A 15,329-nucleotide genomic window follows, 5' to 3' on the forward strand; every position below is an offset into this window, starting at 1 on the left:
TTCTACGGAAATTGTCGTTTGGAAATAAGGTTTGACAAGATATTAAAAATTGCCAATCGCTCTTTATTGCTGGGAAAACCGTTCATGAAAACTTCCTAGATCATGTTTTGTTTTGTAGTTTCGCTATAAGATTCGACTACGCCAACCGTTCGGCACCGTCGTAAATAGATGAGGTGTCAATGCGTATCCTAGTCCTTTCATCGATGTTTCCCCCTAATGTGGCGGGCGGAGGAGAAATTTCCGCATTCAACCTCGCGTCATGGCTTCTGAAGCAGGGTCACGAGATTGGCGTTGTCACAGCGGCCAAGTCGCAAACCGATGTGCTGGACGGCGAAATGGTGGGAGGCATGAAAATTTGGCGTCTTCATATGCCGCGACCCTATCCAATCTTCCAGCAGGGCCGCAACGTCAGCAAGTTATTGAAGCCCCTGTGGCATCTGCAGGACCATCTCGATCCGCGAAATGCCTCCATGGTTGCGCGCGTTATCGACGAGTTCCAGCCGGATTTCTGCAACATTCATTATCTGACAGGTCTCGGCCATGGCATCCTTCAAGAACTGGGCAAGCGCGACATCCCTGTTATGTATGTCATGCCGGATATGGCTTTAAGCTGTTTTCGCATGTCTATGTTCATTAACAATAAGACCTGCGAAACACAGTGTACGGGATGCCTTCTTTCCTCGCGTTACAAGCGTCGTGGCATCCGCTCGGTGAGACGCATCGGTTTCTGCTCGCCCTCACGCGCCAATTTGGAGCAGAATGCCCGATTTCAGCCTTTGAGCGATTATCCGATGGCTCATATTCTCAATGCCAATAAATATCCCCTGCCAACGATCGAGCGTCAGGATTCTGACAAAATGCGCTTTATTTACGTCGGCAGGATTGAATCCTCCAAGGGTGTGACGGTTTTGTTGGAAGCCGCCGAAGCACTGAGTAGAGTACGAGATTTCTCTTTGAAAATCGTTGGAGCTGGCAAGGAAGAGGCTGAAATGCGCGATCGTTTCGGCCACCACGATTGGATCGAGTTTACCGGCCATGTGCCACTGCAGACCGCTATCAACCATATAGCCGCAAGTGACATGCTTTGCATTCCATCAGTATGGCTGGAAAATTCGCCAGGGGTTGTCATCCAGGCTTTGGGAATGAGTGTTCCTGTTTTGGGCAGCAGGGTGGGTGGAATTCCAGAACTCGTTCAGGACGATGAAAATGGTATGCTGATTGAGCCCGGCAATGTTGCGGCCTGGAGAAAAGCCATGGAAATTGTTTTGTCGGAGCCGGATCGTGTGCAGCGCTACAAGCAAAATGCCGCAAATCGCGCGCAAGAGTTTGATCAGGATTACCTCGGAGCAAAATTCCTCCGCTTCATGGAGGACATTCGCGAATTTAAAGTCGACCAGCATGCGGCACCGAGCGCTCGTTGAACCTGTTCGGATAGGCGATGTCAGGGAACACACTTACACTTCGCCGTCTCATGGAGGCTTCCAATCGAGAGCAATTAATGGTTAATCGTTAATGAACACGAGTAAATATTGACATCCTTTCAACTCCGACTTACCAAAAGGTACTGCAATGCAGCATATATCGGCAGATTTCTCTTTGCGGGCGCTGTAGATAGGTGACCAATTCGTTATCCGCCGAATATAAGTGCTGGTTCATGAATAGAATTAGGTTTTACGGCTCCGCTACCTTGCTTGCAGACCAAATCCTGGTTTGTCGCGATCAGGTATAAGTCTGTCGCTGTCACTCAACTGCAGGCAAAATAACCTGCCGGAGCCAAATGAAAATTCTTCATGTCTGTGAGAGCATAATCGGTGGGACAGGTTCGTATCTCGCCGAACTCATCCCTCCACAGGTCGAGCGATATGGCGCAGAAAATGTCGCACTGCTGGTGCCCGAAACGCATATCGATTTCATCGAGGAAGGCATCATTAATTCGGGAGCCAGGATCATCACCTTCCCGCGGCCAACGCGGCTGACAGGGGCTATATTTCTCAGCGGGCATTATCTGAAGAGTATTTTTTCTTTTAAACCCGATATCGTCCACGCTCATTCAACCGTGGCCGGGGTCGTGGTCAGGGTCCTTCGGATCTGGCGCACAAAAATTATTTTTTGCCCGCATGGGTGGTCCGTAGACATGAAGGGGACCGGTCGGATCCAAAAGATCGCCGAAAAGGTCGAGCGCATGCTGGCCCGCATGGCCGATCGGATCATCGTCATATCCCGTCACGAATATGACCGTGCACTCGAACTGGGAATACCCGCGAGTAGGCTGGCGCTCATCCCAAACGGCATTCGGAAAGAGGCCCCCTCGATCGACCCCGCCATTTGGGACGACGACCGGATCAAGGTTCTTTATGCCGGCAGGCTGGACTACCAGAAGGGTGTAGACGTCCTCCTTAAGGCCGTAGAAGGACTTGACGATCGCCTGGTGCTGCGACTAGCGGGCGACGCGGCAGTTGGATCCAACCTATTGCCAACTACGCTGCCCGCAGGCGTGGAAAAGCTGGGATGGTTGGACAGAAAAGAGGTCTCGGCACAGATGAAGAGTTGCGACATACTGATTGTCCCTTCGCGGTGGGAGGGTTTCGGTCTGGTTGCCATCGAAGCAATGCGCCTTGGAAAGCCGGTTGCAGCGTCAACCGTTGGAGGTCTAAAGGACATCGTTGACGGCGGAAACTTCGGCTACGCGTTTCCGCCGGAGGATGATGCCGCACTGCACGCCTTTCTAAAGACTCTCGACAAGGATAGCCTTCGCGAGAAGGGCGAAATCGGACACAGGCGTTTCCTGGCGACGTACACCTCTGACCGTATGGTTCACCAGGTTGATGAAGTCTATTCGAGTCAGTTCAGCGTAGTGACCGTGGCTCAGGGCGAGCTGGCAAAAAATCGTAGGCAAAGAGCATAGGTCGAACCGATGAAAATCGAGCTTCGCCGTTTTGCTGTACCAGTGGGAATGGGCGTACGGTAAAAACAGCATCATATTGAAGCCTGGAGTTGCCGCCCACTTAGCGTTTGGCCGGATCGGAGTGTAAATGGCATCGAGATATTTGATGAAAGTGCAAATCTTGCGCTTTTATGCGGCGCTGCTGGTCGCGATCGCTCATGTGGGTGTTGCAACTGAAGAAATGGCGCGCTCCAAGGGATTGCCCTTTACGATGCGATATCCGCTCGACTGGGGACTTGGTGTTGATATTTTCTTTGTTATCAGTGGCTTTATCATGTATTTCACGATGCATGATCGTTTCGAAAGGCCACTTATCTGGTGGACTTTCCTCAAAAGACGCTTGATCCGTATCGTTCCGCTCTATTGGATCTGCACAACTATGATGCTGGTTTCCATTTTGGCCGCATCTCATCTCATCAATCATAATGCCGTCGACCCCATTCACATTCTTGCTTCTTACCTTTTTTTTCCTTGGCCGAACGCCAATGGCGAGGTCTTCCCGGTCTTTACGCTGGGTTGGACCCTCAACCTCGAGATGGTCTTCTACTTCTGCTTTGCGGTTGCATTGACACTCCCCAGGCGCATCGGACTTTTATTGCTTACCGTCGGCTTTTTTGCGCTATGGCTAATTTCGGCGCTCGCCTCACCCGAGCATTGGCTGCTGAAATTCTGGGGATGGTCTCTCATCTTGGAATTCTTGATGGGAATTTTTCTTGCTCACCTTTTCCTGAAAAACGTCGCCGTTTCAGTTTCAACGACGATTGTCACGACGGTCGCCGCTCTTGTCCTGGCAGTCGTGTTCTATCAGACGGACAGTTACAGCTATTTGCCACGCGCCGTCACGGGTGGCATCTCGGCTATTCTCATCATGGGAACCTGGACTCTTTGCCGCTACGTTCCAAAAAGCCGGTTCTCGAGAGCGTTGGCGGTCGGTGGAGATGCTTCTTATGCCCTTTATCTGACACATGCCTTCGCAGCTAAAGCCGTCATGATCGTGGCCAGTACGGTCGGCATTCCGCCAACCGTTGCGTTCTGCATAGCACTCGTCGCCGCGGTTATTGTTTCACTGGGTGTCCACTTCCTTGTCGAGAAACCTATCAATTCTTTGCTTTTGCGCTGGTTCGACAAGCCAAAGCCAATCCGCAGCCTAGAACCATCCATCGACGCGCAGCCTAGCGTCGATACACAGCCGGCGGCTCCACCGGCAAACGCGTAAAGACGACCGGCAAGTTTCTAGACCTTCGAGAACACCAGTACCTTAGCGGCAGTGTGCTCTAAAATTAATTATCTCCGACGAAAACATCGGGTCGGGCATTCGCCTTCGGGCCTTAGCTTGGCTGTTTTATCATCGAACGCATTGGCGTCAGATTAAGCGCTAAGTGATCTGTAGATGGCAGTGTAATCGTCAACCATGTCTGAGAAATCTCGCGTGTTTTCCCGTTGCGCTTCAAGGCAGCGATGGGCGGACACCAGCATGTCCGGCTTGTCGATAAGCTTGCTTAGGATAGCCTTCAGGCTTGCTGGTGTTGGCTCGACAACCCAGCCTGTCACGTTGTCTTCGATCATCTCCGGGCTGCCGCCGAATTTCGTCCCGATAACGGGGCGACCTGCGGCCAGAGCATCCAGCAAGACCAGCGAACCCGGCTCCTCCCAGATGGAAGGAACAACGACCACTTGCACCTTGTTGTAAAAATCTGCCGGGGTGACAAAGCCCAGGAATTCAATGTCCGCCTGTGGGGCGCGGGAGCGGAGGAAATTTCGGTCGTTTTCCGTCGCCCTACCTGCGAGGCTAACGCGGATCTTCTCTCTGGGAAGTTGAGCGATAGCGTCGATGAGAAGTTTGATACCCTTTTCCTCGGAAAACCGGCCGAGATAGCCAACCAAAAGCGGGCCTTCGGAGGGGATCTGGGAGGAAAAGCTAATATTTGCGTTCGCCACATTGCGGATGACTGAGTGCCGTGTCTTGGTGAAGATTCCCTTATCGAAATGCAACTGTAACGTCCGCTGGCTTACACTGGTGACCCGATCGACTAGATCTGTACGACGACGACGGTTCGGGGTCAGAAGGTGGCATGAATGGCAGGTGTGGCTGCACGCCTGACCATGGCGAAAGCACGAGCAGCGCGGACAGAAGAGATAGTAGTCATGCAGCGTGTGGACAATTGGGATCCCTAGTTCTTTGGCGGTTCGCCAAACATCGGTGCTCAGGCCGTTCAGTGTATTCGAGTGAAAAATGTCAGGTTTGAACGCTGCCAGAACGTCGCGTGTCGCGCTATCAGCTCTGAGATTGTCGTCAATCGCATGCCAGGCGAGTTGTACGAGGATATTTTTTTTCTCCTGAAAAGGCACGTAAAGGTTGCGCACTGGAATGAATTCAACCGTTACGCCGTTTACGGTTTCCGTCTTGCGAATTCCCGTAAGCGATGCTCGAAGAACAACAACGCTGTTTCCGCGGCGCACCAAATTCTCAGCCAGCTCCCTCACGAAAACCTCAGCTCCGCCAAAAATCAGTGGGTCTTCAGGTGTGGGATAAAGTGCGTTGCAGATCGCAATACGCATGAATTTAGTGGTCCAATCTTGCTATCATTGACGGGCGGGTTTTTTAAGCTACTTATCGGCTTGTTTTCACAATGTATCCGAAATTTTAGGAAAATCACATATCGGCTAGTCTGTCCATTCGCATCGGCAAGACTGCTTCATTTCAGGGCATTGTACTTAATAGGACCTTGGCTATATGACAACATCCACTAATATTTACATAAATGGTCGATTCCTTCACCGGCCTGTTACGGGTGTTGAGCGTTTTGCCAGTGAGCTTCTACACGCTGTCGACGACGTGCTTGGCGGGAGCCCGGTTGCGACGAAGTGGATTATACTAACACCGGAACAGCCCGATGGTAGCCGCGGCTTTCGTAACATCGAGATCAGACAGACTGGCACACGCAAGGGCCATCTTTGGGAGCAACTTGACCTGTTCCGCGCCAGCCGCACGGGAATACTTATTAACCTCTGCAATTCGGGCCCTGTCATGCATTCACGCCAGTTGACTGTATTGCACGATGCACTTGTGTACCGCCTTCCTGAGGGATTTTCCCGATCGTATCGGACACTACACCAGGCGCTTGGTCGGATCCTCGCGCGGCGCTCGAATTTGGCGACAGTCTCTGAATTTTCCAAGTCTGAATTGATCTCGGTGCTCGGTCGATCCGCCGCCGGAATGGCGGTCATTCCCAACGCAGTCGATCATTTTCAACGGATTGAAGCAGACAACTCCGTCCTTGATACGCTCGACCTGCACAACCGCCCCTATCTGCTCTTCGTCGGCTCTCCCGCGCCCAACAAAAACCTCATCCGCGCGATTAACGCTTTCCGCCAGATCACCCGCAAGGACGCGTGCTTCGTCATTGTTGGGTCGGCTGCCAAAGCCTTTTCGGAAGGTCTAGGCGTTGATATGCCGGCAAATTTGATCAGGACTGGGCGCCTGTCGGATGAGCACGTCAAAGCGCTCTATACCCAGGCCGCAGCCCTCGTTTTTCCAAGCACGTACGAAGGATTTGGAATACCACCGCTTGAAGCTATGAGCGTGGGATGCACGGTAATTGCCTCCGATATTCCAGTCATGCGGGAAGTATGCGGGGATGCAGCCCTTTACTTCAATCCCTTTGACGTCGATGCCATCGCCGAGAAGATGAATGTTGTCTTAAGCAGCGAAGCTGACATCGCCCCCTTAAGACGCGCGGCTGAAGGTCGGATCGCTGCCTTTTCCTGGCAAAAAAGCGCACTCGAGCTATTTCGTGTGCTCGAGAACATTTAAGAGGAACGGCAGAAGAATCAGCCGTGGCGGCGTATATCACCGGCCTCCAGCCCAATGATGCACACCAAAGCGACGAATGTTCTGCTTCTACATCACACCACCAGGTTGCGCTTCACCATAGAGAGAAGCGTTACCTCCCTGAACAGGCTTACGGCGGTACCCAGCGAACTAACCACTGCATCGTCGCCAGCGCTGGCACGAGGTCAAAGCGACAGGATCGCGGGCCTCGCTTGTTATCACTTTCGCGCCGGTAGTATCCGCGGCTTCTAACTTGGAGTGAACGAGTGCGACGACGTAGCATCCCTTTGCGGCGGCCCTGCCGACGATTGACTGGCCGGTGGCGCCGGTCGCTCTAAATACCAGTATTTACGTGTCAACCTCCAAAGTTCTGTTGATGGACGAGGAAGCATCGCTCAGCCCTTCGCGGAACAAATCGACGGTAGCTACGGTCCGCTCGCGCGCTCGAAACTTGCCGAGGACGGATTGGGAGGGCCTAGCCGGTCTGATCGACGACGTGATCTTGCGCTCCATCCGCGCCGATCAACCGCACCCCAGCCTCCGCCGTATCCTGGAGACGGGCGGTGAATACGATCGCTGCCTTCGGTGCGCCATGGTGGATCGCGCTTACGACCTCCTCGAAGAACGGCAACCTTTGAGCGGCAGCCGCAGGCCGCCACCGATCAGGACGCAATCATAGTCCCCCTTCGCAAGTTGCGCGGCCATCGTGGCGATGACGGGGCCATCAGGGGCGATCCATGCAGATGTCAGCCAAGGTTAGTCCCAACTGAGGGCGCCTGCGGAGTCGCAGTACCTTCGCCCAACAGAGCGGTTTATCTAAAGCGGCGCGGCGGGTACCACCCGTGCCAGCCAAGACAGGTTCGCGCGCCAGAGCATAGAGGTGCGAGCGCGCGTAGTCTGGCCGCTTGCGAGGTTGGAAATTTGCTCGTGGGAGAAGACGTGGCGTCCACAGAAAAATGGCCTAAGCGGCTTCTGCGAGAAAAAGTTGTAAAAGAGGGCACATCGGTCGCGTGCCTTCGCAGGTCGCCCGCGATGGTAATGACTTGCGACATCCGTGAAGATAACGGTCCCGGCCTTTCCGGTGCAGGTCGTCATATCGCCGCTACCAAGTGGCTTCCCCACCTGATCCAATAACATCTCGTGCGTCAGGACCGGGAAATTGGCACCCCTGAGTTTATCGCTGCCGGGAAAGGGGTAATGAAGGATCTCAATCGGCCCGGTATCGAGGTCTACATCATGCAGATACACGATCATCTTGACCATTCGACGATCCTCGACGTCACGATGCCACTTTCTCGCTGCAACCTGACGGCCATCGGCGACGGTGTAAAAGAAGTTTAGCGTATCGTAGGCAGCCGGCAGCCCGAGGTAAGTCTCGACGACGTTGAGGATCCGATCATTGAGCGGGAAACGGACGATCTCTGGATGCCGCATCATGTGCTCAGCACTAACCTGAACCGTATACTCATCGGCAAACTCGCCTTTGGAAGCCCGTGCGGAATATTGTTCGGCAATCCCGGTCGCCGAGTTCCATAGAATATCTGTTCCCGGCAAATTCAATTTCTCAAGCGACGTGATGTAGACGCCGTTTTGTTCAAGGCCAATTACGATGTCCATATCGGGTGACGATAGTTTTGGAATGCTAGGGCGGTAACGGATTTGAGCGGCTTCATATGCCCTGGTCAACCTGCTGTTGATTGCTGGCATGGCGAGCAGCCGGGTTGCTGACTCCGCCGGCAGGCTACGGACGCGACGCATCAGGCGATAACCAAGAGTCTTCTGCTTCAAGTAGAATCCCCCAACTGTGATCTCGACCATTTCTAGTGGTCGTTAAGGTGAAATCTCTCAGGCCAAGAATTGTGTTGCAGCGCAATATTTAATTTTAATTAAAATGTAATAGTTGTCAATCGCCGCGCAACAGCGGCTTGCAACAAGGACTTGCAAGTCGAGGCTGTCATCTACATTTCGCCAGTTTTGTAAGTACAAAAAGCTTTTCATGCTCTACCGGTCCAAGAATGCGATGGTAGTCCTGTTCGATCGTATCGAGTGATTGCACAACTCGAAAAAGGCAGTCGTCTCTGCGTTCTATTTGCCTCGATGACTTGTGACCCAAACGTGTTCAAAAATCGGCAATAAACACCACCACTGTCTCGATCGTGCCCCCCCGTGTGTCCGTTTGGTGGAACCATTCTTGAATTCGACGCTCGGCGGAGGATCTATTCTTGGGGACGGAGGCCGGTAATCCTCAAGCCGGTATAGTCTCCCCGCTTGGTCGCAAACATCGCCTTGAGCACGATTGAGGAAAAATATGACAGGTCGACATATCACCGTTGGAAGGCCGAAGCTCGTGGCAAGAGCAAGTGGAGTGGAAGCAGCGGGGAGCCCCCTGGACAGTGACCGCATAACAGGTCGCTGTATGTTTCTGACGGTGCTTTACGCTGACGACCTCGTGATCCTCGCGGCTGGATCGCTGGATGAGCAATGGCAGAGGAACCCTTGCCGGCTACCTGATCGAAAAGACAGGGCCAATGTGGTCGCCGGAAAAGACCAAGGTGACGGCCATGACTGAGGGCATCGCGTTTCTCGGGTTCGCACCAGCGCCCATTTGGATGAACTCTACTGCTACGGTCTGCGGGTTGAAATATTAAGGCGAGGGCCCCGACCCTAGGTCACAATGTCAAGAAAGTGACGGAGCGTGATAGCATCTCAGAAAGTCTTGTCGAAAAGCTGCGGTGAGGCGCAGCACCTCTTTCAAACCTCCTCGCATACCAACGACGATCCAAAGCCGGCCAGTTTACTTTCTGGCGCCATAGGCACAGGCTGCAGCAAAAGAAGGCCTTTACGTCTGAGACCAATATCTTATTATTTTTAGAACGTCTTTCCTTTGGGCGGTTGTCCCGTTGCTGCCCGTAGACGGCGGCGCGGCCGAAGTCATCCCAACGTCTTGTGCCGATCGCATCTTTCGTCGCGGCTGCGGCCGAAAAAGCTACCAGGTTGCAACGCGCAATCCCACGCGGACTTCCTGGCGGGCCATGGCGCCAGTGGCTCCAGCAGCCGTAGTGGCAGCGGAAGAGCCGAACATGTCGCCTCCGGCGACATGACTGTAGCGGTAGCCGAGATCGAGTTTGACGTTCGGTGACAGCTGATAGGCAACGCCTGCCATCAATGCGTAGGTAAAGCGCCAGTCAGCATCGCCGGAAATGCTTGTGCTCGCAGCGGCGCTTGTCGTTCGCACATCACCCCAGCTTACCCGGGTTGCACCGACGCCTCCCCCGACATAGGGGGTGAAACCGGCGACCGTTCCGAGATCGACATAGGCATTGGCGAGCAGGCTGCCCGCCTTGAAGGATGCGGTGGTCCTGCCGGAGCATCCGGTTCCCCCTGCACCATCCGCGCAAGGGGACGCCGTCGAAAACCTGCCGCTGAAATCGCCGCGGAACAGGTCGCCCGTGACATCGGCACGAAAGAGATCGTTGAACTGATAACCGACGCCAAGGCCACCGGTGACATCGTTGCCGCCAAAGCGGGTCTTGTCGAAACGCTCGATGTCGTAACCGTCGCTGCTGGCGTCATAGCTGCGCAGCCGGGCACCGTGCAGGCTGGTTTGCACCGCATAGCCGAGATCGACACGGCCGTAAAACCCTTGCGCCTCCTTGACGCTGACCTCGGGCACTGCAATCTCAGGGGGCATATCACCGCCAAAGGCAGCGCCTGCCGCCGATGCAGTCATCACCACGGCCGCTGCCAAAGCATCGAAGCGGATCATCGCAAGCACTCCCCACCGGGCACAAGGCCCGCATTCCAGCCAGACGCGCGCCAAGGCGAATCTGCCAACCGTTTTGATTTCATTAACCATAGGGAATTCGTGGTTAATGAAGGTTTAATCGGCCTTGCTTCGTCGTCGCGAAGACAAGCCTGTTGCCGATTGGTATCAGTGGATGGTCGCCCGCGCCGACAACGCAAAAGCCGCCCGGAGCGACCGGGCGGCTTTTGCGTTCGACGATCAAGATAGTTGTTTACTTGTAGACAGCCGGGGCGACCGGGATTTCGGCCGGAGGCATGTAGCTGGCCGTCTGGCAGCCACCGAAGTTGTAGCGCGCACCGATGCGGGCTTCGTGTAGGTTCAGACCCTTGTCGTAGCCAGGACCACCATTTTCGGCAAAGCCGAACATGTCGCCACCTTCGATGTGGCGGAAGCGATAGCCGACGTCGGCCTTGAGGTTGCAAGTCAGATCGATCGCGGTACCGGCCATCAGCGCGTAGGTGAAGCGCCAGCTGCCACGGCCGTTATGGGTCACGGTTTCGTCGCAAGAGGACGAATCGGCATCCGAGCAAGACGTGTTGTGGAGCTTGTCCCATTTGATATAGGTGCCGCCAAGACCGCCGCCGACGTAAGGCGTGAAGGCGCCATAGTGGCCGATGTCGACATAGGCGTTGGCGAGCAAGCTCACGGCAGTCAGAGAAGAGCGGTCACGTGACGTCGCGGCAACGGCCGAGAAATCCGGTCCGCAACCGCCGCAATCGCCCTTTGTCGAGCCCTTGAAGTCCGACTTGAACAGGTAGTCGACCGTCGCGTCTGTGCGCAGGTAATCGTTGATCTGGTAGCCGACGCCACCACCGAGCGTGAAGCTGTCATCGAGCTTGGCAGAATCGAAGTCCTGCATGTTGCTGTTCGAGCCCTGGAAATAGTTGGCTCCGCGCAGGTCGCTGAAGGCGTAGCCGACATCGCCGCGCAAATACCAGCCGCTCGATTGCGCAACGGCAACTTCCGGCGGCGGGGCCTGTTCCGGCTGATAGAGATCGGCAGAGAATGCCGTCGTCGCAGCCAGGGCCAAGGCAATAGCCCCAATCAAGCTTTTCATCATGTTCGGCTCCCAAATTTGTCTAGCCGCTGGCGTGTTTGCGCATACCAAAACGGAGTTCATGAAGCGGATCATGCAATTAAATGGTTAAGGGCCAATTAAAAGCCCTGTTGCCTGGCTACCAAGCTGAATGCGGCGAACGCCTGTCATCGGAAATTTAAAACTTTTCCGATTACTGAAAATATCATCTTTTCGCCTTTACCGACGAACGACGAACGGTCGTTCGTCGGCTATTTTCATCGGGCTTGCCCGGTTGTGGAGATGAGGTTGGCAATCAGCGCCGTCCATCCGGTCTGGTGTGAGGCGCCCAGCCCCCGGCCCGTATCGCCATGGAAGTATTCGTAAAACAACTGATAGCCCTGAATAGAATCGCCTGCAGGTGTAGCGCCGCTCTCCGCTTCGGGTCCGAACAATCGGGCAAGGCGCTTGCTCAGTTCGTCGGCGACCCCGTCCAGGCTCATGAAAACGCCTGACCCGGTTGGGCATTCCACCAGGAAGTCCGGCCCGAAATAGCTATGAAATTTACGCAGCGCGTCGATGAAGAGGAAATTGACCGGCATCCACACCGGGCCCCTCCAATTTGAATTGCCACCGAAAAGACCGCTCTCCGCCTCCCCCGGCGTATAGGGTACCTCGATGGAAATGCCTTTTGCCTGGAAACGGTAAGGGTTGGACCCATAGATTTTCGACAGGGATCGAACGCCGAAATCGGAGAGAAACTCTTTTTCATCGAGCATGTGCCTGAGCAGCCCCTTCAAGCGATGACCGCGCAGCAACGACAGAAGGTGGCTCTCCCCCTCGCCATGCTCTGTCCAGCGCGAAACCAGGGAGGCAAGTTTCGGCCTGTTTTGCAGCAGCCAGCGCGAGCGGGCAGCAAAGGACGGCAGCTTGTCGAAAATATCGTTGTCCAGCACTTCGACGGCAAAGATCGGAATGAGGCCGACCAGCGACTGGATGCGAATCGGGACAGAGGATCCGTCCGTGTGGCGCAGCATGTCATAGAAGAAGCCGTCCTCCTCGTTCCACAGCCCCTCGCCGGTTTCGCCAATATCCGCAACGGCGCCGGCGATCAGCAGGAAATGCTCGAAATACTTGCTCGCCATGTCCTCATAGACAGGATCGCTCAACGCCAGCTCGATGGCGATCTTCATCAGGTTGAGCGCGTACATCGCCATCCAGGCGGTGCCGTCGGCCTGATCGAGGACCATATTGTCAGGCAGAGTCTCCGAGCGGTTGAACGGGCTGATGTTGTCGAGCCCGAGGAAGCCGCCTTGAAAGAGGTTGCGGCCGTCCGAGTCCTTGCGGTTTACCCACCAGGTAAAATTGAGCATCAGCTTGTGCATGATGCGCTCGAGGAACGAGATATCGTCGATGCCGGTCAGCTTGCGGTCGATTTCATAGACCTGTAGGGCCGCCCAGGCCTGCACCGGCGGGTTGACGTCGGAGAAATTCCACTCGTAGGCCGGCAACTGCCCGGACGGATGCATGAACCAGTCGCGGGTGAGCAGCAACAGCTGCTGCTTGGCAAAATCCGGATCGACCAGCGCCATCGGCAGACAATGGAAAGCCAGATCCCAGGCGGCATACCAGGGATATTCCCAGGCATCCGGCATCAGGATGATGTCGGCATTGTTAAGATGGCGCCAGTCAGCGTTGCGCGCCTTCCGACGCTCTGCGGGCGGTGGCGGAAGATTGGGATCGCCGTCGAGCCAGCAGGGAACATCGAGAAAATAAAACTGCTTCGACCACAGCAGTCCGGCAATGGCCTGGCGGTGCACCGCCCGGGCAGATTGCTGGGCAATATCCTTTTGCACCGCGTCGTAGAAGGCATCCGCCTCCTGCCGCCGGAGTTCGACGATTGCGTCAAAATTGCCGAAGGGCTCGGGTGAAAGCCCGTCTTCCCGCCAGCGAAGGCGCATGGAGACCCTGCCCTTTGCCGGCACCTCGAAGATCTGTCGTGCCGCGACCTTGCTGCCGCTCTGCCGATCGACGGCCGATTGAACACCGGAGACGACGAAATCGTTGATCCCATCCTTGAAACGCCCGCTGGCCTCAGAGCCGAAAAGGAGCGGCGAATTGGTGTCGTTTTCGCAGAACAACAGTTCGCAGGGCTGGTCGACGCTGAGGCGCCACGTCTTCTTAGCCGTCCGGGTGGCAAGCACGTCGCCATTCGCCTGCGCCTCCAGCCGCGGACGCTTTGGATCGTCCGACCAGGACCAGGTGTTGCGCGCCCAGAGCTGTGGCAGCAGATGAAGCACAGCAGCCTCATCCGACGCATTTTCCACGACGATATGCATCAGGATGTCGTCTGGCCCCGCCTTCGCGTATTCGATGCTCACGTCGAAATAACGCCCCTCGGCAAAGATTGCGGTATCGGCAATTTCGAACTCCGGATCGAGCCGCGTTCGTTTGGCGTTCTCGGAGCGGAGTTGTCCGTAGGGGAAAGCCGCCTGTGGATAGCGATAGATCATCTTCTGGTAGGAATGGGTCGGCGTCGCGTCGACGTAGTGATAGACTTCCTTGACGTCCTCGCCGTGGTTGCCTTCGGCGTTTGCAAGCCCGAACAGCCTCTCTTTGAGGATCGAGTCCTTGCCGTTCCAGAGTGCCAGCCCCAGACACCAGCGCATGCTCTCGTCGCAGAAGCCCGCAAGCCCGTCCTCCCCCCAGCGGTAGGCGCGGCTTCGGGCGTGATCGAACGGAAAGAAATTCCAGGCATCGCCGTCGGCGCTGTAGTCTTCGCGAACCGTTCCCCACTGACGCTCGGACACATATGGGCCCCATCGCCGCCAGGCAACACCGCGCTTAATCTCCTGCAGTCGTTGGCCTTCAGCCGTTGCCAGCACCGCATTATCGACAGTCGTCATCACTTACACACCGCACAGGAAACGAGCCGCACTGGGGTCGTTGGTTTGCATCAAGGCCGGATCAGATCCGTAAGCCCTCTGTGGGATACGTCAAGCGAGCATGGGTGGTTGAGCCGATCTTCAACACACGGCGCAATGTCGGCAATCATGCGCCACCGAAGACCGATTATGAAAAAATCCGGTCCGCTCGGGACTGTCCGATAAACATGCCGGTCAGGGATTTGCCTACTGGGAACTGCCTGGTGAGACCGGCAACCGCCGCTCCTGTTCACCGGTCAGCTGGGAATCCAATCCACCGACAAGACCCGGGTCCTGGCAGCCCGTACCGGTCACGGAAGCCGACGCTTCGCCCGCAGCCGACTTCAGACCCCTTGGATTGGCCTGGTAGAATTTTTCAAGCCGGCGCTGGTGCATGGGAGGCTCTATATGGGATGTCTCATACGAATGTTCGCATATTAACAAATAGCGTGCCACCAGCAAGGCGTTCTCCACAGCTTAATGGGAGTGAATGAGCACTGTCACGCCGTGTGTCACGCCTCTCTGCAATCTCAAGCAGGTAAAGCCGATTCTGCAGTGTGTACAGCGTCGTTGGCAGCATTTCGGCGGCGGGTGTGACAAGTGCGCATAGCTGTGCTCGCGTTGGGAACTGCCTATCGGCCTGGAGTTCTCTGTTCAGGGCAAATTGGGGTTCGATCCCGTTATAAACAAACGGTTCCCCTCCCCGAGGATGCCGCGTTCTTGGGAATGCGCTGCACTGCCTTGCAACGGGGCTGCGGGAGCGGTCCCCTGCGGTGTGTCGGTCCGACAAGGGAAGGTGGCCTGCCGGC

General features: G+C 55.5%; 11 protein-coding genes. 5 read left to right on the forward strand and 6 right to left on the reverse strand.

The window, feature by feature from the left end:
- Positions 1 to 179 precede the first annotated feature (179 nt).
- The 3 genes from EQW76_RS21560 to EQW76_RS21570 all read left to right on the forward strand — a co-directional run bounded on the left by EQW76_RS21560 (position 180) and on the right by EQW76_RS21570 (position 4,160).
- The gene (locus tag EQW76_RS21560; protein ID WP_143123210.1) at positions 180 to 1,421 is read left to right on the forward strand and encodes a glycosyltransferase; all 1,242 of its coding nucleotides are present in this window, start codon (positions 180 to 182) and stop codon (positions 1,419 to 1,421) included.
- 356 nt (positions 1,422 to 1,777) lie between these two features.
- Complete coding sequence (locus EQW76_RS21565; RefSeq protein ID WP_143123211.1) at positions 1,778 to 2,905, forward strand: glycosyltransferase; 1,128 nt, start codon at positions 1,778 to 1,780, stop codon at positions 2,903 to 2,905.
- Between the two features lie 145 nt (positions 2,906 to 3,050).
- Positions 3,051 to 4,160 (forward strand): acyltransferase, encoded by a 1,110-nt coding sequence (locus EQW76_RS21570; protein ID WP_161991076.1) that lies wholly within the window; start codon positions 3,051 to 3,053, stop codon positions 4,158 to 4,160.
- Positions 4,161 to 4,312: 152 nt separating this feature from the next.
- Here the strand turns inward: EQW76_RS21570 and EQW76_RS21575 are convergent, their stop codons facing one another.
- The gene (locus tag EQW76_RS21575; RefSeq protein WP_143123213.1) at positions 4,313 to 5,503 is read right to left on the reverse strand and encodes a glycosyltransferase family 4 protein; all 1,191 of its coding nucleotides are present in this window, start codon (positions 5,501 to 5,503) and stop codon (positions 4,313 to 4,315) included.
- A 175-nt stretch (positions 5,504 to 5,678) separates the two neighbouring features.
- Here EQW76_RS21575 and EQW76_RS21580 point away from each other — a divergent pair, with 175 nt between their 5' ends.
- Positions 5,679 to 6,758 (forward strand): glycosyltransferase family 1 protein, encoded by a 1,080-nt coding sequence (locus EQW76_RS21580; protein WP_143123214.1) that lies wholly within the window; start codon positions 5,679 to 5,681, stop codon positions 6,756 to 6,758.
- Between the two features lie 493 nt (positions 6,759 to 7,251).
- On the opposite strand, the gene EQW76_RS21585 is transcribed toward EQW76_RS21580, so the two are convergent.
- Both EQW76_RS21585 and EQW76_RS21590 read right to left on the reverse strand, forming a co-directional pair.
- Positions 7,252 to 7,449 (reverse strand): hypothetical protein, encoded by a 198-nt coding sequence (locus EQW76_RS21585; RefSeq protein WP_143123215.1) that lies wholly within the window; start codon positions 7,447 to 7,449, stop codon positions 7,252 to 7,254.
- Between the two features lie 143 nt (positions 7,450 to 7,592).
- Positions 7,593 to 8,564 (reverse strand): hypothetical protein, encoded by a 972-nt coding sequence (locus tag EQW76_RS21590; RefSeq protein ID WP_143123216.1) that lies wholly within the window; start codon positions 8,562 to 8,564, stop codon positions 7,593 to 7,595.
- Positions 8,565 to 9,250: 686 nt separating this feature from the next.
- Here EQW76_RS21590 and EQW76_RS29080 point away from each other — a divergent pair.
- Entirely contained in the window at positions 9,251 to 9,424 is a 174-nt protein-coding gene (locus EQW76_RS29080; RefSeq protein ID WP_153816512.1) for a hypothetical protein, read from the forward strand.
- Positions 9,425 to 9,762: 338 nt separating this feature from the next.
- Here EQW76_RS29080 and EQW76_RS21595 read toward each other — a convergent pair whose 3' ends face one another.
- The 3 genes from EQW76_RS21595 to EQW76_RS21605 form a co-directional block, all read right to left on the reverse strand.
- Positions 9,763 to 10,542: an outer membrane protein gene (locus EQW76_RS21595; RefSeq protein ID WP_143123217.1), complete on the reverse strand. Its 780-nt coding sequence runs from the start codon at positions 10,540 to 10,542 to the stop codon at positions 9,763 to 9,765.
- Between the two features lie 250 nt (positions 10,543 to 10,792).
- Positions 10,793 to 11,641: an outer membrane protein gene (locus EQW76_RS21600; protein WP_143123218.1), complete on the reverse strand. Its 849-nt coding sequence runs from the start codon at positions 11,639 to 11,641 to the stop codon at positions 10,793 to 10,795.
- Positions 11,642 to 11,874: 233 nt separating this feature from the next.
- Positions 11,875 to 14,502 (reverse strand): glucosidase, encoded by a 2,628-nt coding sequence (locus EQW76_RS21605; protein WP_143123219.1) that lies wholly within the window; start codon positions 14,500 to 14,502, stop codon positions 11,875 to 11,877.
- Between the last annotated feature and the right edge of the window lie 827 nt (positions 14,503 to 15,329).

Origin of the sequence: Rhizobium sp. rho-13.1 (assembly GCF_007000305.1) — a bacterium.
Classification (GTDB): Bacteria; Pseudomonadota; Alphaproteobacteria; order Rhizobiales; family Rhizobiaceae; genus Rhizobium; species Rhizobium rhododendri.

Bases quoted from the DNA above. Each gene is read 5' to 3' on its own strand.
- EQW76_RS21560 (WP_143123210.1), top strand. From the start codon at position 180: ATGCGTATCCTAGTCCTTTCATCGATGTTTCCCCCTAATGTGGCGGGC.
- EQW76_RS21565 (WP_143123211.1), top strand. From the start codon at position 1,778: ATGAAAATTCTTCATGTCTGTGAGAGCATAATCGGTGGGACAGGTTCG.
- EQW76_RS21570 (WP_161991076.1), top strand. From the start codon at position 3,051: ATGAAAGTGCAAATCTTGCGCTTTTATGCGGCGCTGCTGGTCGCGATC.
- EQW76_RS21575 (WP_143123213.1), bottom strand. From the start codon at position 5,503: ATGCGTATTGCGATCTGCAACGCACTTTATCCCACACCTGAAGACCCA.
- EQW76_RS21580 (WP_143123214.1), top strand. From the start codon at position 5,679: ATGACAACATCCACTAATATTTACATAAATGGTCGATTCCTTCACCGG.
- EQW76_RS29080 (WP_153816512.1), top strand. From the start codon at position 9,251: ATGAGCAATGGCAGAGGAACCCTTGCCGGCTACCTGATCGAAAAGACA.
- EQW76_RS21595 (WP_143123217.1), bottom strand. From the start codon at position 10,542: ATGATCCGCTTCGATGCTTTGGCAGCGGCCGTGGTGATGACTGCATCG.
- EQW76_RS21600 (WP_143123218.1), bottom strand. From the start codon at position 11,641: ATGATGAAAAGCTTGATTGGGGCTATTGCCTTGGCCCTGGCTGCGACG.
- EQW76_RS21605 (WP_143123219.1), bottom strand. From the start codon at position 14,502: ATGACGACTGTCGATAATGCGGTGCTGGCAACGGCTGAAGGCCAACGA.